General features: G+C 69.0%; 23 protein-coding genes. 18 read left to right on the top strand and 5 right to left on the bottom strand.

Translation table 11 applies throughout. The features are described 5' to 3' along the window. Positions 1 to 38: 38 nt before the first annotated feature. Positions 39 to 1,022, bottom strand: a complete 984-nt coding sequence (locus GGR16_RS18680) for an Lnb N-terminal periplasmic domain-containing protein (protein ID WP_425486582.1) — start codon at positions 1,020 to 1,022, stop codon at positions 39 to 41. 364 nt (positions 1,023 to 1,386) lie between these two features. Between GGR16_RS18680 and GGR16_RS18675 the strand changes: the two genes are divergently transcribed. From GGR16_RS18675 to GGR16_RS18660, 4 genes are all read left to right on the top strand, one after another. After that, on the top strand, positions 1,387 to 1,641 hold the full coding sequence (locus GGR16_RS18675; protein WP_019401820.1) for a DUF982 domain-containing protein: 255 nt from the start codon (positions 1,387 to 1,389) through the stop codon (positions 1,639 to 1,641). 124 nt (positions 1,642 to 1,765) lie between these two features. Further along, positions 1,766 to 2,263, top strand: a complete 498-nt coding sequence (locus tag GGR16_RS18670) for a YciE/YciF ferroxidase family protein (protein ID WP_019401819.1) — start codon at positions 1,766 to 1,768, stop codon at positions 2,261 to 2,263. Between the two features lie 145 nt (positions 2,264 to 2,408). Next, positions 2,409 to 2,597, top strand: coding sequence for a DUF3008 family protein (locus tag GGR16_RS18665; protein ID WP_019401818.1), 189 nt, complete (start codon positions 2,409 to 2,411; stop codon positions 2,595 to 2,597). Positions 2,598 to 2,711: 114 nt separating this feature from the next. Then, complete coding sequence (locus tag GGR16_RS18660) at positions 2,712 to 3,134, top strand: MgtC/SapB family protein (protein WP_050996549.1); 423 nt, start codon at positions 2,712 to 2,714, stop codon at positions 3,132 to 3,134. A gap of 52 nt (positions 3,135 to 3,186) precedes the next feature. Here the strand turns inward: GGR16_RS18660 and GGR16_RS18655 are convergent, their stop codons facing one another. Beyond that, a complete protein-coding gene (locus GGR16_RS18655) occupies positions 3,187 to 4,416 on the bottom strand; it encodes an MFS transporter (RefSeq protein ID WP_183317590.1) in 1,230 nt (409 codons plus the stop codon). Positions 4,417 to 4,624: 208 nt separating this feature from the next. Between GGR16_RS18655 and GGR16_RS18650 the strand changes: the two genes are divergently transcribed. Together GGR16_RS18650 and GGR16_RS18645 are read left to right on the top strand one after the other, a co-directional pair. Continuing rightward, complete coding sequence (locus GGR16_RS18650; RefSeq protein WP_183317589.1) at positions 4,625 to 5,230, top strand: TetR/AcrR family transcriptional regulator; 606 nt, start codon at positions 4,625 to 4,627, stop codon at positions 5,228 to 5,230. Between the two features lie 273 nt (positions 5,231 to 5,503). Then, a complete protein-coding gene (locus tag GGR16_RS18645) occupies positions 5,504 to 6,124 on the top strand; it encodes a hypothetical protein (RefSeq protein ID WP_183317588.1) in 621 nt (206 codons plus the stop codon). 52 nt (positions 6,125 to 6,176) lie between these two features. Here GGR16_RS18645 and GGR16_RS18640 read toward each other — a convergent pair whose 3' ends face one another. Next, positions 6,177 to 7,577, bottom strand: a complete 1,401-nt coding sequence (locus GGR16_RS18640; RefSeq protein WP_183317587.1) for an aminotransferase-like domain-containing protein — start codon at positions 7,575 to 7,577, stop codon at positions 6,177 to 6,179. Between the two features lie 109 nt (positions 7,578 to 7,686). Here GGR16_RS18640 and GGR16_RS18635 point away from each other — a divergent pair, with 109 nt between their 5' ends. From GGR16_RS18635 to GGR16_RS18610, 6 genes are all read left to right on the top strand, one after another. After that, on the top strand, positions 7,687 to 8,547 hold the full coding sequence (locus GGR16_RS18635) for a DMT family transporter (protein ID WP_026015582.1): 861 nt from the start codon (positions 7,687 to 7,689) through the stop codon (positions 8,545 to 8,547). Positions 8,548 to 8,722: 175 nt separating this feature from the next. After that, positions 8,723 to 9,478 carry an ABC transporter ATP-binding protein gene (locus tag GGR16_RS18630; protein WP_019404708.1) on the top strand — a complete coding sequence of 252 codons (756 nt, stop codon included), beginning with the start codon at positions 8,723 to 8,725 and terminating at the stop codon, positions 9,476 to 9,478. Continuing rightward, on the top strand, positions 9,471 to 10,211 hold the full coding sequence (locus GGR16_RS18625; RefSeq protein WP_019404707.1) for an ABC transporter ATP-binding protein: 741 nt from the start codon (positions 9,471 to 9,473) through the stop codon (positions 10,209 to 10,211). The genes GGR16_RS18630 and GGR16_RS18625 overlap by 8 nt, the downstream gene beginning before the upstream one ends. Positions 10,212 to 10,259: 48 nt before the next feature. Next, positions 10,260 to 11,462, top strand: a complete 1,203-nt coding sequence (locus GGR16_RS18620; RefSeq protein WP_019404706.1) for an ABC transporter substrate-binding protein — start codon at positions 10,260 to 10,262, stop codon at positions 11,460 to 11,462. A gap of 67 nt (positions 11,463 to 11,529) precedes the next feature. Beyond that, the gene (locus tag GGR16_RS18615; RefSeq protein WP_019404705.1) at positions 11,530 to 12,417 is read left to right on the top strand and encodes a branched-chain amino acid ABC transporter permease; all 888 of its coding nucleotides are present in this window, start codon (positions 11,530 to 11,532) and stop codon (positions 12,415 to 12,417) included. Beyond that, positions 12,417 to 13,397, top strand: coding sequence for a branched-chain amino acid ABC transporter permease (locus GGR16_RS18610; RefSeq protein WP_019404704.1), 981 nt, complete (start codon positions 12,417 to 12,419; stop codon positions 13,395 to 13,397). Before GGR16_RS18615 ends, GGR16_RS18610 begins: the two co-directional genes overlap by 1 nt. 22 nt (positions 13,398 to 13,419) lie before the next feature. Here the strand turns inward: GGR16_RS18610 and GGR16_RS18605 are convergent, their stop codons facing one another. Beyond that, entirely contained in the window at positions 13,420 to 13,920 is a 501-nt protein-coding gene (locus GGR16_RS18605) for a winged helix-turn-helix transcriptional regulator (RefSeq protein ID WP_019404703.1), read from the bottom strand. 154 nt (positions 13,921 to 14,074) lie between these two features. Between GGR16_RS18605 and GGR16_RS18600 the strand changes: the two genes are divergently transcribed. Further along, positions 14,075 to 14,728 carry a glutathione S-transferase family protein gene (locus tag GGR16_RS18600; protein WP_019404702.1) on the top strand — a complete coding sequence of 218 codons (654 nt, stop codon included), beginning with the start codon at positions 14,075 to 14,077 and terminating at the stop codon, positions 14,726 to 14,728. Positions 14,729 to 14,804: 76 nt separating this feature from the next. On the opposite strand, the gene GGR16_RS18595 is transcribed toward GGR16_RS18600, so the two are convergent. After that, entirely contained in the window at positions 14,805 to 15,101 is a 297-nt protein-coding gene (locus GGR16_RS18595) for a hypothetical protein (protein WP_019404701.1), read from the bottom strand. Positions 15,102 to 15,282: 181 nt separating this feature from the next. Here GGR16_RS18595 and GGR16_RS18590 point away from each other — a divergent pair, with 181 nt between their 5' ends. Genes GGR16_RS18590 through GGR16_RS18570 form a run of 5 tightly spaced genes read left to right on the top strand, consistent with a single transcriptional unit; the run spans position 15,283 to position 20,991 of the window. After that, complete coding sequence (locus tag GGR16_RS18590) at positions 15,283 to 15,966, top strand: CerR family C-terminal domain-containing protein (RefSeq protein ID WP_183317586.1); 684 nt, start codon at positions 15,283 to 15,285, stop codon at positions 15,964 to 15,966. Further along, positions 15,963 to 16,994 (top strand): secretion protein HlyD, encoded by a 1,032-nt coding sequence (gene hlyD, locus GGR16_RS18585; protein WP_183317585.1) that lies wholly within the window; start codon positions 15,963 to 15,965, stop codon positions 16,992 to 16,994. Before GGR16_RS18590 ends, hlyD begins: the two co-directional genes overlap by 4 nt. Position 16,995: 1 nt before the next feature. Continuing rightward, on the top strand, positions 16,996 to 18,735 hold the full coding sequence (locus GGR16_RS18580) for an ATP-binding cassette domain-containing protein (RefSeq protein ID WP_183317584.1): 1,740 nt from the start codon (positions 16,996 to 16,998) through the stop codon (positions 18,733 to 18,735). After that, the gene (locus GGR16_RS18575) at positions 18,732 to 19,877 is read left to right on the top strand and encodes an ABC transporter permease (RefSeq protein ID WP_183317583.1); all 1,146 of its coding nucleotides are present in this window, start codon (positions 18,732 to 18,734) and stop codon (positions 19,875 to 19,877) included. Before GGR16_RS18580 ends, GGR16_RS18575 begins: the two co-directional genes overlap by 4 nt. A 1-nt stretch (position 19,878) precedes the next feature. Further along, positions 19,879 to 20,991 carry an ABC transporter permease gene (locus tag GGR16_RS18570; protein WP_183317582.1) on the top strand — a complete coding sequence of 371 codons (1,113 nt, stop codon included), beginning with the start codon at positions 19,879 to 19,881 and terminating at the stop codon, positions 20,989 to 20,991. Positions 20,992 to 21,054: the final 63 nt, after the last annotated feature.

The raw sequence follows: 21,054 nt of genomic DNA, 5'->3' as shown, positions 1-21,054 counted from the left end.
TCGATCGCCCGGCTGGTGAGGGCGGCGGACGGCGTCGCTCACGGCTGCCGGATGTCCTGCGAGAAGGAGGGCGTCAGTCCCGCCGCGAGGGCCCGGGGGCTGATGCGAGCCTCCGCGCGCAGTTCCGCCATCGGCCGGCTGCTGTCGAGGGCGCCCATGTCGTAGGCATATTCGGGCAGGTAGCCGTTGACGACGAGCCGCCAGTCGGAGGGCAGCACGTCGCCCAGGGCGCGCGCCATGCGCACCACGGTCGTCGTGCAGTTGGTGGTGAGGGAGTTGTAGAAGGTCGGCCGTGCGGCGAGCGCGTTGGCGTCTGCAACATATTGCAGCAGGAGCGCCCGGATCATCTCCTGCGGGATATCGAGGCGGTAGCGTTGCACGTCCTCGCCGCGGATGTTGGTGCGCACGCCGATGACGTCCCGCTCCTCGGCGGCGACGAGCACGAGGGTGTTGCTCTTGAAGAGGTCGGCGATGGGCGAGAACGCGCCGCCCCTGCGTCGGCGCACCTCGACCGACCAGGCAAGGTACCGGCCGTCGGCGAAGCCGAAGCTCAGGATCATGTGCGCCATGCTCGGCCCGGCCCAGTAGGACATGAACATGTCGAGCGTGCGCAACTGGTCGAGGTCGTAGCGCTGCGTCTCCCAGGCGGCGGTGAAGTCGTCTTCGCCGCGCCAGTCGAAATTGCGCACGCCCGTCAGGGTCAGCACCGAGCCGTCGACGGTTCCCGTGACCTGGCGGGCGACATCCGGCGACCAGTCCGCCTCGGCCGGCGGCACGATGCTCGCCCACCAGACGAAGACGCCGGCGACGGCAAGGGCGAAGAGGCTCGCGGCGGCGGCGCGCCGTCGCACGAGGGCGACGATCGTCGCAAGGCCGAGGAGGCCGAAAGCGCCGGCGGCGAGGAGCCGCGCCTCCTCGGGCAGAGGCAGGCGGTACCGCAGGGCGAGCGCCGCCCAGACGGAGACCAGGAGGACGACCGCGCCGATGGCGACGCGTGCGAGAATTCCGGTGAGGCGAACCAAGAGCCGCTCCCGCATGGTGAAGGCCTGGCCTTAGTAGCCGCCCGCGGGCGCGGTTCAAAGCCTGCTGATCGCGCGTGTCGCCCGCCCGCAGGTGCACGATGGGCCAGCATGCCGGCCCGCACGGCCACGACGGTGGTCCCGTCCCGGTGCACAAGACCGCCCAGCCGGGCCGGGCAAATCAAGCCGGTGCGCATCGACCGAGGCGGTCGCCGCGCGGCTCCAGCAAAGTGGCATTCATCTTGCTTCAGTTCCCGGGCCTTCAGGCTTGGCCCGACGGGAACAAACCCCACGCGTGTGCGTTTCGATGGGCCGCATCGACCGATGCGGTTCGGACCCCCGGGCCTCAAGAAGAAGGAGAACAGACGTGGGCCATCGTCCGTTTCGCGTTCCCGTCAAGCTGCGTGCCGGTGAAACCGGAATCTTTGTCGCCTATAGTGCCTGGGAAGCCCTCGAGTTCCTCGAGCGCGACTGGCCGGGCGAGCGCGACAACGCCTATCTGCGTGCCTGCGCCGCCTGCCGGGACGCCGTCGACGGCTTCCGCGCGCCGGAAGGCGCCCGCCGTGCCGTGGAGAATGCCGCGCGGGCTGCCGGCCTGCTCGCGGAGATGGCTGAGCCATAGTCGTGGGAGCTTGCGCCGCGGCCTCCCGGCGGGGCCGCGGCATTCCGCCTGGTGCGGAACAAACCGTCTGCGATGCGGTTCGGCCCGCATCCGCCGTTCGGCGGCCGATGGAAGGAGCAGACCCATGAAGAACAAGACGCTGGACGATCTTTTCTACGAAGGCCTGAGGGACATCTACTATGCCGAGCGCCAGCTTCTGAAGGCCTTGCCGAAGCTCGCCCGCGGGGCCAGCGCCGAGGAACTCAAGGCGGCGTTCCAGCAGCATCGCGAACAGACCGAGGGCCATGTGACGCGCCTGCAGCAGGTGTTCGAGATCTGCGGCAAGGCGGCGCGCGGCAAGACCTGTCCGGCGATCGACGGCATCATCGAGGAAGGCGAGGAGGTGCTGTCCGAATACAAGGACACGCCCGCTCTCGACGCCGGCCTGATCGCCGCGGCCCAGGCCGCCGAGCATTACGAGATCACGCGCTACGGCACGCTCCGGCGCTGGGCCCAGGAACTCGGCATGAAGGATGCGGCGAAGCTCCTCGACGAGACGCTGAAGGAAGAAGCGCAGACCGACGAGATGCTCACGAAGCTCGCCGAGAAGGACGCGAACAGCAGGGCCCAGCGGGCTGCCTGAGGGCGTCGGCTCCACACCGGCCCGACGAAGGGCGGCTTCGGCCGCCCTTTTTCGCGGCTTCTCACCTGCGCCGGCCGGAACCGGCGGGGTGCCCCGCGGGTTGGAGCAGCGGGGCTCAGTGAGCGGGCCACGAAAGGAGATCGTCATGCCGGCGAAATCGAAAGCCCAGCAGAAGGCCGCGGGCGCGGCGCTCGCCGCCAAGCGCGGCGAGAAGAAGAAGAGCGAGCTCAAGGGCGCCTCGAAGAGCATGGTCAAGTCCATGTCGGAGCGCGAGCTGCACGACATGGCGTCCACCTCCCGCAAGGGCAAGCCCGAGCACGCATCGAAGTCCTGACGGCCGGGAACGGGCGAACGGGAAGGGAGCGCGACATGGGAGAGCGACTTGGAGCAGGCGCTCGCTGACATCGTGGCCGACATCCTGCCGCGCACGGCGGTGCCTTATCACGTCATGCTCGCGCGGATCTGCGGGGCGCTGCTGTGCGTCACCGTCATCGGCATCGAGCGCGAGGTGCGCGGCCGGCCGGCGGGCCTGCGCACGCATCTTCTCGTCGGCCTCGCGGCGGCGGTCTTCGGACTCCTCGCCGGCGAGGTCGTTCGTGCGCCGATCTATGACATCGACCAGGTGAGATCAGACCCCCTGCGCGTGGTGGAGGCCGTGACGGCCGGCGTCGCCTTCCTCGCCGCCGGGCTGATCGTCTTCGCCAAGGGCGAGGTGCATGGGCTGACGACCGGCGCGGGCGTATGGCTCGCAGCGGCCATCGGCCTGTCGGTCGGCCTCGGCTTCTGGATCATCGCCATCTTCGCGACCCTCGTCGGCACTGTCGTGCTGCATCTCCTCTACCAGGTCGAGCGGCACCTGGGGTGGAAGTGACCGGCCACACCGGCCCGGCACCAGGATGCCGGGCTGGTGCAGCGTCGGGCTCTCAGTGCGGAACGGCGGCCGCGACCCTGCGCTCGCGCCCGAGCATCGCGATCACAGGCGCCCCGAGCATCATGACGATGCCGCCCGCCACCATGGTGCTGACGAGGCCGAGACCGTCGACGGTCAGGCCCCCGACGGTGGCACCGAGGGCGATCGCAACCTGGATCAGCGACACGAGCAGGGCGGCGCCGGTCTCCAGCGCCTCGGAGGCGGCGCGGAACATGAAGGTCTGGGTCGCAATGGGCAATGCGCCGAAGGCCAGCCCCCAGACGACGATGATGGCGATGGCGGCGATGGGGATCGCCCCGAAGGCGGCGAGCGCCAGCGCCGAGGCGCCGAGGACGAGGGCAGTGGTGGCGACGGCGGTGCGCGCGTCCTTTCCGGCCACCCAGCTGCCGACGATATTGCCGAAGAAGCCGGCGGTGCCATAGGCGAGCAGCAGGCCCGTCACCATGCCCGAGCCGAGGCCCGTGATCTGAACGAGATAGGGCGCGATGTAGGTGTAGGCGAAGAACTGGCCGCCGAACATGACGAAGGCGGCCAGGAGCCCGATGCGCGCCTTCGGCACGTGAAGCAGGGCAGGCAGGTCGCGCCAGCGGATGGCACGCTGGGGTGGCAGCGACGGCAGCAGCAGCGCCTGCGCGACGAGCACCGCGACCCCGATGCCCGCTGCGGCGGCGAAGGCCGCGCGCCAGCCGAAGAGATCGCCGATGAAGGTCCCCGCCGGCACGCCCGCGACGGTGCCAAGCGAGATGCCGGCGAAGATGATGGCGGTGCCGCGCGTGCCCGTGGGCTCGGGCACGACCCGCGGGCCGATGGCGACGCCGATGCACCAGAAGCCGCCGACACCGATGCCGAGCAGCAGCCTGCCAAGAAGAATGAGGGGGTAGGAGGTGGACAGCGCGACGATCAGGTTGGAAAGGACGAGCAGGCCGACGAGGACCATGAGGACGATGCGCCGGTCGAGCCGCCCGGCACCCACCGTTACCGAGGGGGCGGCAATGGCGCCGAGCACGCCCGCCATGGTGACCATGAGGCCGGCCTGGCCCTCGGTGATGCCGATGTCGGCGGCCATGGCCGGCAACAGGCCGACGGGCAGGAACTCGGCGGTTACGAGCGCGAAGGCCGCGGTGCCGACCGAGCCGGCGGCGAGCCAGTGGCGGGCGGTCGGGCCCGCGGCCTGCGCAGGGGCTGAATCGAGGCAAGCGGTTCCCGTTGGGGCAGTGGACATGAATCCAGCTCCGGAATGAAAGTGGGATCTGATAAACGGCGTGGAGCGCCGGTGGCTGAGTGACGAACCTCGGTGCTGCGGCGACTTGCGCTTTGCGGCGCAGGCGCCCCATGATATTACTGGAGCGATTGCTCCATAATGGGGACACAGTTAGGCAGCAGGACAGGGTCCGTCAAGAATTTATAGAACGATGGTTCCAGAAAATGACATGACGGCGGAGAAGCGCCCGCGCGGGCGTCCGCGCTGCTTCGACCGGGAGGCGGCGCTGGATGCGGCCATGGTCCTGTTCTGGGACCGGGGCTATGAGGCGACCTCCATGGACGACCTCGCCGGCGCGATGCGTCTCAGCCCCTCCAGCCTCTACGCCTGTTTCGGCAACAAGGAGAAGCTGTACGAGGCCGCGCTCGACCGCTATCTGGAGGGGCCTGGCAGCTATGCCGCGCGCATCCTCGCCGAGGACATCCCGGTGCGCACGGCCTTCGAGCGGGTGTTCGAGGCTGCGGCGCGCGAATTGACCCGCGAAGGCCAGCCGGCCGGCTGCATGGTCGCGACGGCGGCGACGCACTGTTCTCCCGCGGCGACGTCCGTTCGCACGGCCCTCGCCGAGATGCGAGCCAGCCACGTCGACCAGTTCGAGGCGCGGATCCGCAAGGGCATCGCGGCCGGCGAGCTGCCGGCCGACACCGATGCGGCGGCGCTCGCCCGTTTCCTTGAGACGGTGCTGCAGGGCCTGACGGTTCAGGCGCGCGACGGCGTCCCGCGCGCGGAGCTGCAGATGGTCGGCCGCCTGGCGATGCGCAGCTGGCCGGCCTGAGCGGATCTTTTCGCCGCGCGGGTGGTCCCGTCCCAGGCTATTCGGACCGCCCACATGGTCAATCACGCCGGTTGTCAGACCACCAAGCAGCGGTCATTCGTTACGCGCGGGGATCGTAGATCGGCCATGTGTCATGCATCTCCGGCGATCTCGCTCCGAAAAATACAATTTCTCTCCTTCGATATCGATCTTGCCGCTCATATGAGCTCTCCTGAACAGGCAATATTCATCCCGTGATTGTGGCGCGGGAGGTGCTTCATTGGGAGATATATTATGAGTATAGCCGTCAATCTCACCTTGCGCAGCCCCGGAGGCGGCGCTGTCCTGACGGGCAACTGGTCCAGCGCGACTCGGGCCGCTGCCCAGTTGGGCAGCGGTTCCGTGCGCGGTGGGCAGGCCATGGGCCGACCGGCGCAGTTTTCCATCAACGGGGATTTCACGCCCCGATCGGGCCCGCAGGCCCGGATATCGGTTGCCGGCGACTTCCGGCCCAGCTCCGGCGGTCTGTTCGGGTGGTTCAAGGGCCTGGCCAAGGGCGTTCTCGGCCTGGCCGGCAACATCCTCGGCAAGCTGCCGCTCGTCGGCATTCCCTTCGGTGTCCTCAACGGCCTCGCCAGGGGCAGCCTGGAGCAGGCGGTGCGGTCGATCCCGATCATCGGCAATGTCTATGACGCGGCGAAGGGGCTGTTCTCCGGCCAGTTCGGGACGGCGCTGAGATCCCTGTCGGGTCTGGTGCCCTTCGTCGGCCCGGCCCTGCAACTCGTCGACGGGCTGCGCCACGGCAGCATCATGGACCTGATCGACGGCGCCGCCGGCCTCGCCCTCGATTTCGCCACCATGGGCCAGGGCCATTTCCTCAAGGGCCGGGCCACGGCGAATTTCGCCCGCGTCTGATCGCGGGCATCGGCAGAGCCGGGCGGGGCGGCGTGATGCAGGCCGCCCCGCTTCACGTCGCCATCGCTTCGGCGAGAACGGCGTAGATGCGCGGATCGGCGGACTGGGCGACGTTGAAGCGCAGGAAGGCCGCCGCGCTTCGCGAGGCGCTGAAGGCATTGCCGGGCGCCAGCACCACGCCCCGGCCGAGCGCATGACGCGCGACCGCGGCGGCATCGCGCCCCCCGGGCAGGCGGCACCAGAGGAACATGCCGGCGCGCGGCTCCACCCACGGCGCGATGCCGAGCTCGCCGAGCCGCGCCAGCGTGCGCTGGCGGGCGCGGGCAAGGCGCCTCCGCACGCCCTCCATATGCCGGCGATAGCCCCCGTCGGCGAGAATGGCGAAGGCGATGTGGCTGGCAAGATGCGCGCCGCCGAAGCTCGTCGCCGTCTTCAGATCCGTCAGCGGCTCGATCCAGTCCGGCCGCATCGCGATGAAGCCGCAGCGCGCCGAGGCCGAGAGCGTCTTGGCGAAGCTGCCGACCTCGATGACGCGTTCGAGCCCGTCGAGCGCGGCGAGCCGCGGGGCCGGCTCCTCCTCGAAATCCGCGAAGATGTCGTCCTCGACGATGGTGAGGTCGTGCGCCTCGGCGAGGCGCAGCAGGCGATGCGCGACGGCCGGCGAGGCGACGGCGCCCGTCGGGTTGTGCAGGCCGGCATTGGTGACGTAGAGCCGGGGCCGCTCGGCCGCGAGGATGGCGGCGAAGCGTTCCACGTCCGGTCCTGCCGGCGTCATCGGCAAGCCGACGACCTTCGCCCTGTGGGCGCGCAGGAGTGCGAGGAAGTTGAAGTAGCAGGGATCGTCGACCAGCACCGTGTCGCCGGGGCTGAGGAGGAAGCGGCAGAGAAGATCGAGCGCGTGGGTGCCCGATTCGGTGAGGATGATCTGGTCGGGCGAAACGGTGATGCCGCGCTCCGCCATGCGCCGGGCGATGAGCTGGCGGAGCGCGGGCAGCCCGAGCGGCGTGCCGTAGTCAGCGAGGGCCGCATCCGCGCCCGAGCGGGCGAGTGTGCGCAGCGCGCGCCGCAGCGCCTCCTGCGGCATCCAATCGGCCGGCAGCCAGCCGCAGCCCGGCTTCAGCACGCCCTCGTCGGTCTCGAGGGCCTGCCGCGACACCCAGAGCGGATCGACGGCGCGCTCCAGCCGGGGGGCGAGCGCGCTCAGGGTCAGCGGTTCCGACGGGCCGCAGACGTAGAAGCCGGAGCCGCGGCGCGCCCGGATGGCGCCGGCGGCGACGAGACGCTCGTAGGCTTCGACCACCGTCGACGGCGACACCTGCATCGCGGCGGCGAGCTTGCGGATGGAGGGCAGCCGCGCGCCGGGCGCCAGCGAGCGCTCCGCGATGCGGGCGCGGATGGCGGCCGCGACCTGCGCGACGCGGCTGCCGGCCTCCCGGGGCAACGGGGCGTTCATCGCAACTGTATTGCTCCATGGACCAGAACAGTAATCGCAGATTGTACTGAACTGTCTCTGGCGCCGCCAGCACCACGGCGCGATACCACGGCATCGGGAGCGGATGGCGATGGACAGGTCTGTGAGCGGCTGGATCAACGGTTTCCTCGGCGTGCTGATCTTCAGCGGGTCGCTGCCGGCGACGCGCGTGGCGGTGGCGGGGTTCGACCCCGTCTTCCTCACGCTGGCGCGGGCGGTGATCGCCGGCCTGTGCGGCGGCGCGCTCCTCGTCCTCTTCCGGCAGACGATGCCGCGGCGCGAGGACCTGCGCCCGCTCGCCGTCGTGGCCCTCGGCGTGGTCGTCGGCTTCCCGCTCCTGACGGCGCTGGCGCTCCGTCACGTCACCGCCGCCCATTCCATCGTCTTCGTCGGGCTCCTGCCGCTCATGACGGCGATCTTCGCCACGCTGCGCGGCGGCGAGCGGCCGCGCCCCGTCTTCTGGCTGTTCTCCTGCCTCGGCAGCGCGCTCGTCGCCGGCTTTGCCGCCTCCCGCGGCTTCTCCGCCTCGCTGACCGGCGACCTCCTGATGCTCGGCGCCATCGTCGCCTGCGGCCTCGGCTATGCGGAGGGGGCGGTGCTGTCGCGCCGCCTCGGCGGCTGGCAGGTCATCTCCTGGGCGCTCGTGCTTGCCCTGCCGGTGATGCTGCTGCTCGCCCTCCTCACCATGCCCGCCTCCTTCGCCGGCACCTCGCAGGAGGCCTGGCTGGGTCTTGCCTATGTGTCGTTGTTCAGCATGCTCATCGGCTTCGTCTTCTGGTATCGCGGCCTTGCCCAGGGCGGCATCGCGGCCGTCGGCCAGCTGCAGCTGCTGCAGCCCTTCTTCGGCCTCACCATCGCCGCGGCGCTGCTTGGCGAGAGCGTCGATGCGGCGATGATGGCCGTCACCGCCGGCGTCGTCCTGTGCGTCGCCGGGGCGAAGCGCTTCGCGTGACGGAGGGAAGCGGCCGGATTCGGCGCCAACCGGCTGCCCCGGCGGGTCTGCGGCGGTCCATTCCCAATTATGCGCATCCTTTCGGCGCAAAAGCCGGTTGATTTTGACGCGAGAGGCGGTGCACAGTCCAAGGACAAGGCTCAAAATAAAAAAGCCCAGAGGACAGAACGGCATCGTGACCGCCGATATCATTCTATCGACGAGGGATCTGACGATTGAATTCAAGGGGTTCGTAGCGGTCGACGGGGTCAGTCTGGACATCCGCCGGGGCACGATCCATGCGCTCATCGGTCCCAACGGGGCCGGCAAGACGACCTGTTTCAATCTTCTGACCAAATTCCTCACCCCGACGAAGGGTACGATCACCTTCAAGGGGAACGACATCACCGCGCTCAGGCCGGCGACCGTCGCCCGGCTCGGGCTTGTGCGCTCCTTCCAGATCTCCGCCGTCTTCCCGCATCTGACGGCGCTCGAGAACGTGCGCGTCGCCCTGCAGCGCAAGCGCGGCGGCTCGTTCGACTTCTGGCGTTCGGAGCGGGTGCTGCGCGCGCTGAACGACGAGGCGCTCAATTTGCTCGACGCGGTCGGGCTCGCCGATTTCGCGGCGATGCCGGCGGTCGAATTGTCCTACGGGCGCAAGCGCGCCCTGGAGATCGCGACGACGCTGGCGCTCGATCCCGAGATGCTCCTGCTCGACGAGCCGATGGCGGGCATGGGGCACGAGGACGTCGAGCGCATCGCCGCGCTGATCCGGCGCGTCTCGGCCAACCGCACGATCCTGATGGTCGAGCACAACCTGTCGGTCGTCGCCTCGCTGTCGGACCACATCACGGTGCTTGCCCGCGGCAAGGTTCTGGCGGAGGGCAACTACGCCACCGTCTCCAGCAATCCCGCCGTGATCGAGGCCTATATCGGAGCCGGTCATGCCTGAGGCGGCACGCGACATCGCGACGAAGGCGGCGACGGCGCCGCTCCTTTCCGTGCGCGGCCTCAACGCCTGGTACGGCGAGGGCCACGTGCTGCACGGCATCGATTTCGACGTGGCGCCGGGCGAGGTGGTGACGCTGCTCGGGCGCAACGGCGCGGGCAAGACGACGACGCTGAAGTCGATCATCGGCATCATGAGGAAGCGCACCGGCTCCGTCGTCTTCGACGGGGTCGAGACCGTGCGCATGCCGTCGCGCACCATCGCGCGGCTCGGCATCGGCTATTGCCCGGAGGAACGGGGCATCTTCTCCTCGCTGTCGGTGGAGGAGAACCTGCTCCTGCCGCCGCAGGTGCGGCCCGGTGGCCTCTCCGTGGAGCAGATCTTCGAATTGTTCCCCAATCTGAGGGAGCGGCTCGCGAGCCAGGGCACCAAGCTGTCGGGGGGCGAACAGCAGATGCTCGCCATCGGCCGCATCCTGCGCACGGGGGCGCGGCTCCTTTTGCTCGACGAGCCGACGGAAGGCCTTGCGCCCGTCATCGTCGACGATATCGGGCGCACCATCGCGCGGCTCAAGAACGAGGGCTTCACCATCGTCCTCGTCGAGCAGAACTTCCGGTTCGCCTCCCGCGTGGCGGACCGGCACTACGTCGTCGAGCAGGGGCGGGTGGTCGACATGATCCCCAACGCGGAACTCGATGCCAATATCGACAAGCTGCACGCCTATCTCGGCGTCTAGCGCCTGCGGCCTGGCCGCAGTGGGGAAGAGACGAGGAGGAACAAGTCCATGAAGACAGGACGCATGTTGCTGGCCACGGCGCTCGTCGCCCTGTTCGCCGGCGGGGCTCAGGCACAGGTCTCGGTGAAGCTCGGCGTGCTCAACGACCGCTCCGGCCTCTATGCCGACCTCTCGGGCGAGGGCTCGGTCATCGCCGCGCGCATGGCGGCGGAGGATTTCAAGGCCAAGGAGAAGGGCATCAACGTCGAGATCATCTCGGCCGACCACCAGAACAAGCCGGACATCGGCTCCAATATCGCACGCCAGTGGTACGACCAGGATGGCGTCGACGTGATCCTCGACGTGCCGACCTCGTCGGTTGCGCTCGCCATCAACCAGATCACGCGCGAGAAGAACAAGATCTTCATCAACTCCGGTGCGGCGGCGTCCGATCTCACCGGCAAGCAATGCTCGCCCAACACCATCCACTGGACCTACGACACCTGGGCCCTCGCCAACGGCACCGGCAGCGCCATGGTCAAGACGGGCGGCGACACCTGGTTCTTCCTGACGGCGGATTATGCCTTCGGCCACGCGCTCGAGCGCGACACCATCGCCGTCGTCGAGAAGTCGGGCGGCAAGGTGCTCGGCACCGTGCGCCATCCCTTCCCCGGCAGCGACTTCTCCTCCTTCCTGCTGCAGGCCCAGTCCTCCGGCGCCAAGGTGATCGGCCTCGCCAATGCCGGCGGCGACACGATCAACTCGATCAAGCAGGCGGCGGAATTCGGCATCACCCAGGCGGGGCAGAACCTTGCCGGGCTGCTCGTGTTCATCACCGACGTCAACGCCCTCGGCCTGCAGACGGCGCAGGGCCTGGTGCTGACCGAATCCTTCTACTGGGACCTCAACGACGAGACCCGCGCCTTCGCCAAGCGCTTCGCCGAGAAGAGCGGCGGCAAGATGCCGACCATGGTCCAGGCCGGCGTCTATGCGGGCACGCTGCACTATCTCAAGGCCGTCGAGGCGCTGAAGGACAAGGACAGCGCCAAGGTGATGGCGAAGATGAAGGAGACGCCGACCGAGGATCCGCTCTTCGGCAAGGGCGAGGTGCGGGCCGACGGCCGCAAGATCCACGACATGTATCTCTTCGAGGTGAAGAAGCCCGAGGAGTCGAAGGGTCCGTGGGATTTCTACAAGCTCGTCGCCACCATCCCCGCGGCCGAGGCCTTCCGCCCGCTCGACCAGGGCGAATGCCCCCTGGTCAAGGGCTGACGTGAAGGGCCGGGGCGGCGGCGCCGCCCCGGCATCCCCCGCCGCGCGTATACGGGCCGGTCGAGAGATGTTCGAACTTCTGGGAATTCCGCCTCAGGCGCTTTTCGGCCAGCTGCTGCTCGGCCTCATCAACGGCTCGTTCTACGCGATCCTGAGTCTCGGGCTCGCGATCATCTTCGGGCTGCTCAACATCATCAACTTCACCCACGGGGCCCAGTACATGATGGGCGCCTTCGTGGCCTGGATGCTGCTCAACTATGCCGGCATCGGCTACTGGTGGGCGCTTCTCCTGGCGCCGGTGATCGTCGGCGCCACGGGCATCGTCATCGACCGGCTGTTCCTCGCGCGCCTGCGCGATCTCGACCATCTCTACGGCCTGCTGCTCACCTTCGGCCTCGCCCTCATCATCCAGGGGCTGTTCCGCAACCAGTACGGCGTCTCGGGCCTGCCCTACAGCATTCCGCCGGAGCTCGCGGGAGGCCGCAACCTCGGCTTCATGTTCCTGCCCAACTACCGCGGCTGGGTGGTGATCGCCTCGCTCGCGGTGTGCCTCGCCACCTGGTTCGTCATCGAGAAGACGCGGCTCGGCGCCTATCTGCGCGCTGCGACGGAGAACCCGACGCTGGTGCAGGCCTTCGGCATCAACGTGCCGCGGCTCATCACGCTGACCTACGGCTTCGGCGTCGGCCTCGCTGCGCTCGCCGGCGTGCTGGCGGCGCCCATCTATTCGGTCAATCCCAACATGGGGGCCGACCTCATCATCGTCGTCTTCGCTGTCGTCGTCATCGGCGGCATGGGCTCGATCCTCGGCTCCATCGTCACCGGTTTCGGCCTCGGCCTCATCGAGGGGCTGACCAAGGTGTTCTATCCGGAGGCCGCCGCCACCGTGATCTTCGTCGTCATGGTCGTGGTGCTGCTCGTCAAGCCGGCCGGACTGTTCGGGAGGACCGCGTGATGGCGAGCGTCAGCGAGAGAATGGCGACGGCGCCGACCACGCGGGCGGCGGTGGAGGCCGCCAATCTGCATCGGGCGATCTTCATCGCCATCGCCGTCTTCCTGGCCGGGGCGCCGTTCCTGCTCTATCCCGTCTTCCTCATGAAGGTGCTGTGCTTCGCGCTCTTCGCCTGCGCCTTCAACCTGCTGCTCGGTTACGGTGGCCTGTTGTCCTTCGGCCACGCGGCCTATCTCGGCACGGCGAGCTACATCTGCGCGCATACGGCCAAGGTCTGGGGCATGCCGCCCGAGCTCGCCATCCTCTTCGGCACGGCGGCGGCGGCGGCGCTGGGCTTCGTCTTCGGCTCGCTCGCCATCCGCCGGCAAGGCATCTATTTCGCCATGATCACGCTGGCGCTCGCCCAGATGGTCTTCTTCTTCTCGCTGCAGGCCCCGTTCACGGGTGGCGAGGACGGCATCCAGGCCGTGCCGCGCGGGCGCCTGTTCGGCCTCATCGACCTGTCGCGCGACACGACGCTCTATTATCTCGTCGCGGTGATCTTCCTCGCCGGCGTGCTCTTCATCTATCGCGTCATCCACTCGCCCTTCGGCCAGGTGCTGAAGGCCATTCGCGACAACGAGCCGCGCGCCATCTCGCTCGGCTATGCCACCAACCGCTACAAGCTCGTCGTCTTCACGCTGTCGGCGACGCTGGCGGGGCTCGCTGGTGCGACGAAGGCCATCGTCTTCCAGCTTGCATCGCTGACGGACGTGCACTGGACCATGTCGGGCGAGGTGGTGCTGATGACCCTCGTCGGCGGCATGGGCACGGTCTTCGGTCCCATGGTCGGGGCAGCGGTCATCGTGACCATGCAGAACTATCTCGCCCATCTCGGCGCCTGGGTCACGGTCATCCAGGGCATCATCTTCGTCATCTGCGTGATGCTGTTCCGCGAGGGCATCATCGGCGTCATCGCCAAGAAGCTGAAGCGGCCGCTGTAGGGCCGCCCACCGGCGTCGTGCTTCAGGTGCCGGCTGCCTCGTGTGCGACGGCCGCCTCATAGGCGGCCTGCAGCCGCGCCAGCACGGACGGGCCTTTGGCCGGCGCGCCGAGATGCAGGCTGCGCAGCTCGTCCATGAAGGCCTCCCACAACGGCGGGCCGCCCTCCTCGAGCAGCTTGGCCCGAATGGACAGTTCAGGTGAGGCCGGCGTGTGGCGGCTGCCCCAGGCGCCCATCTGCGCAAGCAGCGGCACGAGCTGGATCGCCGGTTCGGTCAGGGAATAGACCGCCTTCTGCCGGTGGGCCGGGTCGTCGCTCTTGGTCAGGAGCCCCGCTGCGACGAGCCGCTTCAGGCGGTCGGCGAGGATGTTCGAGGCGATTCCTTCCTCGGATCCGGTGAGCAGCTCGCGGAAGTGCCGGCGATTGCCGAACATGAGATCGCGGATGACGATGAGGCTCCAGCGATCGCCGAGCATCTCCAGCGTCAGGTTGATGGGGCAGCCGGACCGGCAGGCGTTGCTCAACGCGGGACCTCACTATCTGCTTGCAAACTACAATCAGATGGGCGAGAAGAAAACCGATTGCAAATCGCAATCAGTCTCTGGCGGGCACGGTGGCCGATCGGGATGATCCGGCTCGAGCTGCGCCGTCTGCCGCACGAGAACGAGGAGGCCGGTCGTGACCCTGACGCTCTTTGCCCATCCCTTCTCCTCCTATTGCCAGAAGGCGCTGGTGGCGCTGTACGAGAAGGATGTGCCCTTCGCCCTGCGCATGCTGGACGGGCCGGAGGCGATGGCGGAACTGGCGGCCGTTTGGCCGCTGCGGCGCTTTCCCGTGCTGGTCGACGATGGCTGTCCGGTCATGGAAGCCAGCATCATCATCGAATATCTCGATCTCCATCATCCAGGCTCGCTCCGGCTGGTGCCGGAGGACCCGCGGGCAGCGCTCGAGGTGCGGCTGATGGACCGCTTCTTCGACAACTACATTTCTACGCCCCAGCAGAAGATCGTCTTCGACGCTCTCCGGACCGAGGCGGAGAAGGACGGCCGGGGCGTCGCCGAGGCGCGCGAGATGCTGGACCGTGCCTACCGCTGGCTCGATGGGGTGATGGCCGGGCGGGTCTGGGCGGCGGGTGAGGCGTTCACCCTCGCCGACTGCGGGGCGGCGCCGTTCCTGTTCTATGCCCATTGGACGCATCCCATCCCGGCGGCCTGCGCCCATGTCCACGCCTATCGCAGCCGGCTGCTGGCGCGCCCGTCCTTTGCGCGGGCGGTGGACGAAGCCCGGCCCTACCGGTCGCTCTTCCCCTTGCCGGTCCCGCAGGCGGATTGAGGATCCGCGTCCGGCAAAGAAAAGCCCGGCCGGAGACACCTCCGGCCGGGCTTTTACTTGCGGTGTCGCCTGGCTGCTACCAGCAACCCCAGGCGTTGCAGCGATAGTAGTAACCGCGCGGGGCGGTCGCGGCCCCCAGAACGGCGCCACCGACGAGGGCGGCAGCCGTGCCGACGGCCACCTGCGAGGCTGCCTGGTCAGCCTGGCGGCGATTGCTGTTGTAGGCCGCGTTGACGCAGCGGTCATAAGCGCGCGTGCCCGGCCGCAGACCGGCTTCACGACAGGTGAACTCCGCGTCGACCGCCGATTCCTGGGCCGTCTGGCAGGCGGCCAAGGTCAGCGCGAGCGCCCCCGCAACGAACAGAATACGCATAGGTTTCCTCGCATAAAAACGACTCGCCCACTTAATGGAGCGGTTAACAAAAAGTCAACGACCCTGTACAGACGGTCTATATTTCACAAAACTATGGTTAATGCAGAAAAACAGTCGGGTAGCCGCCGCAGTCGGAAATCAATCGATTGACTGAATTGATCGGCAGCCGTATCCTGGCCTCATGTCAACGACGCACGAACCACCGCGGCGGGGTGACGCCGCCCGTGAGAGGCTGCTGAACGCGGCCATCGACGTCTTCGGCCTGTTCGGCTTCGACGGCGCCAGCACACGCAAGCTCGCCGACGCAGCCGGGGTCAACCTTCAGGCCATTCCCTACTATTTCGGCAGCAAGGAAGGGCTCTATCTCGCGACCGCCGAGTATCTGGCCGGGCTCATCCAGGCCCATGTCGCTCCCCTGCGCGAGCGGTTGCGCGAACGGCTTTCACAGGCAGAAGGGCAAGCGGCGCCGATCGGCCGGGAGGAGGCGCAGGCCCTGCTGGCCGAGATGCTCGAGGCGATGGCGGCGCTCTTCGTCAGCCCGCGCTCGGAGCGCTGGGCGCGGTTCCTGATCCGCGAGCAGATGGCGCCGACGGAGGCGTTCCAGCGCATCTACGGAGGTGTCATGGAGCCGACGCTCGGCGTGGCCCGCCGGCTGGTCGGCATTCTCGTCGCGGCGGATCCCGATGCAGACGGCGTGCGCCTCAGGACCCTGGCCCTGCTCGGCGGCGTGATGGTGTTTCGCGTCGCCCATGCCGCGGTGCTGCGCCAGCTCGCGTGGGATGCGATCGGTCCGGAGGAGGCGGAGCATGTGCGGCGCCTCGCCCGCACGCTCGTGGCGGATCTCAGGCCGGGAGGCGCGCCATGAGCGGCAGCAGAGGCCGCAAGGCGGCCATCCTCCTCGCTCTTGCCCTTGCCGTGGCTGCCGCCGGCTGGTGGTTCGACCTGCCGGGCCGGTTCGGCTGGCGGGAGGACCGCAACGAGGCCTTGACGCTCTACGGCAATGTCGACATCCGGCAGGCGCGCCTCGGCTTCCGCGTCGGTGGCCGCATCGCCGAGGCGCTGGTCGACGAGGGCGACCGGGTCGCGGCAGGGCAGCTGCTCGCCCGCCTCGACGCCGGGCCGGCCGAGGACGCCGTTCGCGCAGCCGAGGCGCAGGTTGCGAGCCTCGAGGCGGTGCTCGAGAAGCTCGTGGCCGGGCCGCGTCCGGCCGAGATCGAGCAGGCCCGTGCAGCCCATGTCGAACGGCAGGCCGATCTCGAGAATGCCGAGCTCGCCTTCGAGCGGCAGAACCAGCTCAGGCCGAGCGGCGCCGCCTCGCAGGCCAATCTCGACCAGGCGACGGCGGCCCGTGACATGGCCCGGGCGCGCGTCGAATCGGCTCGTGCCGCCCTGCGCCTCCTCGAGGACGGCACGCGCCCGGAGGACATCGCCGCCGCCCGGGCCAATCTCGACGCCGCGCGGGCGAGCCTCGCGGCGGCGCGGACCGGCCTCGCCGATACCGAGCTCCGCGCGCCGTCGGCGGGCGTCATCCTCTCGCGTGTCGAGGAACCGGGCGCCATCGTGGCGAGCGGCGACGTCGTCTACGTGCTGTCGCTCGAAGCGCCCGTCTTCGTGCGCGCCTATGTCGGCGAGTCGGACCTCGGCCGCATCCGGCCCGGCATGACGGTGGAGGTGACGAACGACACGGAGCCGGGACGTGCGCACCGGGGCACGGTCGGCTTCGTCTCGCCGGTGGCCGAGTTCACGCCGAAATCGGTGGAGACCCCGGCGTTGCGGACCGATCTCGTCTATCGCCTGCGCATCGTCGTCGACGCGCCGGACGGCAGCCTCAGGCAGGGCATGCCTGTCACGGTCAGGGTGCCCCGGCCGGCGGCGGAGGCGGGAGGCGGATGAGATGGCCGAGCCCGTCGTCCGCATCGAGAACGTGACCCTGGACTTCGGCCAGGGAGCACCGGCACTGCGGAATGTCTCCGGCCTTGTCGAGGGCGGCATCACCGGCCTCGTCGGGCCGGACGGCGCGGGCAAGACGACGCTGATCCGCCTCATGACCGGCCTGCTCCTGCCGGACGAGGGGCGGCTCTCGGTGCTCGGCTTCGACACGCGCAGCGAAGCGGCGGCCGTGCAGGCGGCCATCGGCTACATGCCGCAGCGCTTCGGGCTCTACGAGGACCTGTCGGTCGCGGAGAACCTCGATCTTTATGCGGACCTTCGTGGGCTCCCTCCGGCCGAGCGCGCGGAGGTCTTCGAGCGGCTCCTGTCCTTCACGGATCTCAAGCGGTTCACCGGGCGCCTCGCCGGCCGCCTGTCGGGCGGCATGAAGCAGAAGCTCGGCCTCGCCTGCGCGCTGCTCACGAAGCCGCGGCTCCTGCTGCTCGACGAGCCGAGCGTCGGCGTCGATCCGGTCTCCCGGCGCGACCTGTGGGCGATGGTCAAGGAGCTCGCCGGCGAAGGCATCGGCGTCCTGTGGTCGACTGCCTATCTCGACGAGGCGGAGGCCTGCGACCGCGTGCTGCTCCTCAATGCCGGCGAATTGCTCTTCTCCGGCCCGCCGGGGGATCTCACCCAGCAGGTGGATGGCCGTGTCTTCAGGCTGACCGGCGTCGGGCAGGGCAGGCGCGCGGTGCTTGCCGAGGTGCTCGGCGGTCGCGGCATCGTCGACGGCGTCATCCAGGGCGAGACCATCCGCCTCGTGGTCGCAGGGGGCGCCGAGGAGAAGGACGCGGCCATCACTGAGGCCAGGAGCCGGGCCGGGGAGGGCGCCGAGGTGCGGCCGACGCCGCCACGCTTCGAGGATGCCTTCATCGACATGCTCGGCGGCGGCCCCGGCGGGCGCTCGCAACTGGCCGAGGCGAGCCCGATGCGGGCCGCTGGCGGCGACGAGGCCGTCATCGAGGCGCGCGGGCTCACCAAGCGCTTCGGCGACTTCACGGCGGCCGACGACATCAGCTTCTCCATCCCGCGCGGGCAGATCTTCGGCCTGCTCGGCCCGAACGGGGCCGGCAAGTCGACCACCTTCAAGATGCTCTGCGGCCTCCTCAAGCCGACGAGCGGCGAGGGCCGGGTCGCCGGTTTCGATCTTCGGCGCAAGTCGGCCGAGGCGCGCAACCAGCTCGGCTACATGGCGCAGAAATTCTCGCTCTACGGCGACCTCAGCGTCGACCAGAACCTCGCCTTCTTCGCCGGCGCCTACGGGCTCGGCGGCGCCCGCCGTCACGAGCGCACGGCGCTGATGAAGGAGGTCTTCGCCCTGTCCCCCCATGCCGGCATGTCGGCGAAGGACCTGCCGCTCGGCCTCAAGCAGCGCCTCGCGCTCGCCTGCGCCGTCATGCACGATCCCGCCGCGCTCTTCCTCGACGAGCCGACCTCCGGCGTCGATCCGGTCACGCGCCGGGAGTTCTGGACGCATATCAACGGCCTCGTCGAGAAGGGCGTGACGGTCCTCGTCACCACCCATTTCATGGACGAGGCGGAGTATTGCGACCGCATCGCGCTCATCTATCGCGGACGGGCCATCGCCCTCGGCTCGCCTGACGAATTGCGGGCGAGCGTCGCAAGCCCCGAGCGGCCCGACCCCACGATGGAGGACGCCTTCATCGCCCTCATCGAGCGATCACGCCTGGCAGAGGCGGCATGACGAGCGCGCCCAATAGCACGGACCGCACCGGCCGCCTCAGGCGGCTCTGGGCCCTCGTGCGCAAGGAGGCGCTGCAGATCGTGCGCGATCCGAGCAGCATCCTCATCGCCTTCGTGCTGCCGTTCATCCTCGTCTTCCTCTTCGGCTACGGCGTGTCGCTCGACACGACGCGCACCCGCATCGGCCTCGTCGTCGAGGAGACGACGCCGTCGGCGCAGGACCTCGCGGCGAGTTTTCGGGCCTCGCGCTATTTCGACGTCATCGACGGGCACGACCGGCGTGAATTCGAGGAGGCGCTGGTGCTCGGCCGGGTGCGCGGCATCGTCGTCATCCCGTCGACCTTCGCCGCCGATCTCGCCGGCCGTCGCCCCGCCGCCATCCAGGTGCTCGTCGACGGCGCCGAGCCCAATACCGCAAACTTCGTCCAGAACTACGCGCGCGGCGTCGTCGCCACCTGGGCGGCCGTGCGGGCGAGCGAGTCGGCATCGGCACCGGTCGGCGTCGCGGTCGAGCAGCGCTTCTGGTTCAACCCGGAGCTCGCCAGCCGCTTCTTCCTGGTGCCGGGCGCCATCGCCATCGTCATGACGCTGGTCGGCACCCTGCTGACCTCGCTCGTCATCGCGCGCGAATGGGAGCGCGGCACCATGGAGGCGCTGATGGCGACGCCGGTGAGCGCGGCGGAGCTGCTGATCGGCAAGATCCTGCCCTATTTCGTTCTGGCGCTCGGCGCGATGACGCTGTGCGTCGGCCTCGCCGTCTTCCTCTTCGGCGTGCCGTTCCGCGGCTCGCTCGTCGCGCTCTATGCGCTCTCGGCCGCCTTCCTCATGCCGGCTCTGGGGCAGGGGCTCCTCATCTCGGCGGCCACCAAGAACCAGTTCCTCGCCTCGCAGCTGGCGCTCATGTCCGGCTTCCTGCCGGCGTTCCTCCTGTCGGGCTTCCTCTTCGAGATCAATTCCATGCCGGGCCCGATCCAGTGGCTGACCATGATCGTGCCGGCGCGCTACCTCATCCCGAGCCTGCAGACCGTGTTCCTCGCCGGCGACATCTGGTCGATGTTCCTGCCCGCCATTGCCGTCATGGCGGGGATGGGTTTCGTCCTCTTCGTGCTCGCCGCGCGCAACACCGCCAAGCGGATCGCCTGACATGTGGTGGACGCGCCTCAAGGCCCTCATCGTCAAGGAGCTGCTGGCGCTGCTGCGCGACCCGAAGGCGCGGCTCATCCTCGTCGGCCCGCCGCTCGTGCAGCTCCTCGTCTTCTCCTATGCGGCGACGCTCGACGTCACCAACATCGATCTCGTCGTGCTCGACAGGGATGCCGGCGCGGCGAGCCGGGAACTGGTGCAGCGGCTCGAAGGCGCGCCGGACTTCCGCAGCGTCGTGCCGGTGGCGGGCGAGGCGGCGCTCGCCGCGGCCATCGACCGGCAGGAGGCGATCGCCGCCATCTCCATCGGGCCGACCTTCTCGCGCGACATTGCGGCCGGCGTGCCGGCGAAGGTGCAGGTCATTCTCGACGGGCGCCGGTCCAACGCGTCGCAGATCGTTGCCGGCTACATCTCCCGCATCGTCCAGGGTCTTGGCGCGGAGATCGCCGTCAGCGGCGGACGGGCGCCGCCGCCGGTCGATGTGGTGGCGCGCAACTGGTTCAACCCCAATCTCATCTATCAGTGGTTCATGGTGCCGAACCTCGTCGCCAGCATCGCGCTGCTCATCGGGCTCATCGTCACGGCGCTGTCGATCGCGCGCGAGCGCGAGCTCGGTACCTTCGACCAGCTGATGGTCTCGCCGCTGCGCACCCATGAGATCCTGATCGGCAAGGTCATCCCGCCGATGCTCGTCGGCTCGGTGCATCTGACGCTGTACGTGCTGGCGGCCGTCCTCGTCTTCGGCATTCCGCTGCGCGGCTCGCTCGGCCTCCTCTATGGCAGCGCCTTGTTCTATCTCCTGTCCGTCGCCGGCCTCGGCCTCTTCATCTCGGCGCTGGCGGCCACCCAGCAGCAGGCCATCCTCGGGGCCTTCCTCCTGCTCGTGCCGGCCACGCTCCTGTCCGGCTTCGCGACGCCCATCGAGAACATGCCCGAGTGGCTGCAGCCGGTCACGATCGTCAATCCGCTGCGCTACTTCCTCATCATCGTCAGGGGCGTGTTCCTGAAGGACCTGCCGGTGGCGGAGATCGCGGCCCAGACCCTGCCGCTCGCGCTGATCGCCGCCGCGACGCTGACCGCCGCGGCCTGGCTCTTCCGCCGCCGCCTCGAGTAGGGGACAATGAGGACGGCACGGGAACAATCCGCTGCAGTTCCCGTTCGCGGCGCAGGATGGTCG

The organism is Chelatococcus caeni (assembly GCF_014196925.1).
Lineage (GTDB): Bacteria > Pseudomonadota > Alphaproteobacteria > Rhizobiales > Beijerinckiaceae > Chelatococcus_A > Chelatococcus_A caeni.
This window is presented reverse-complemented; position numbering and strand designations above follow the sequence as displayed.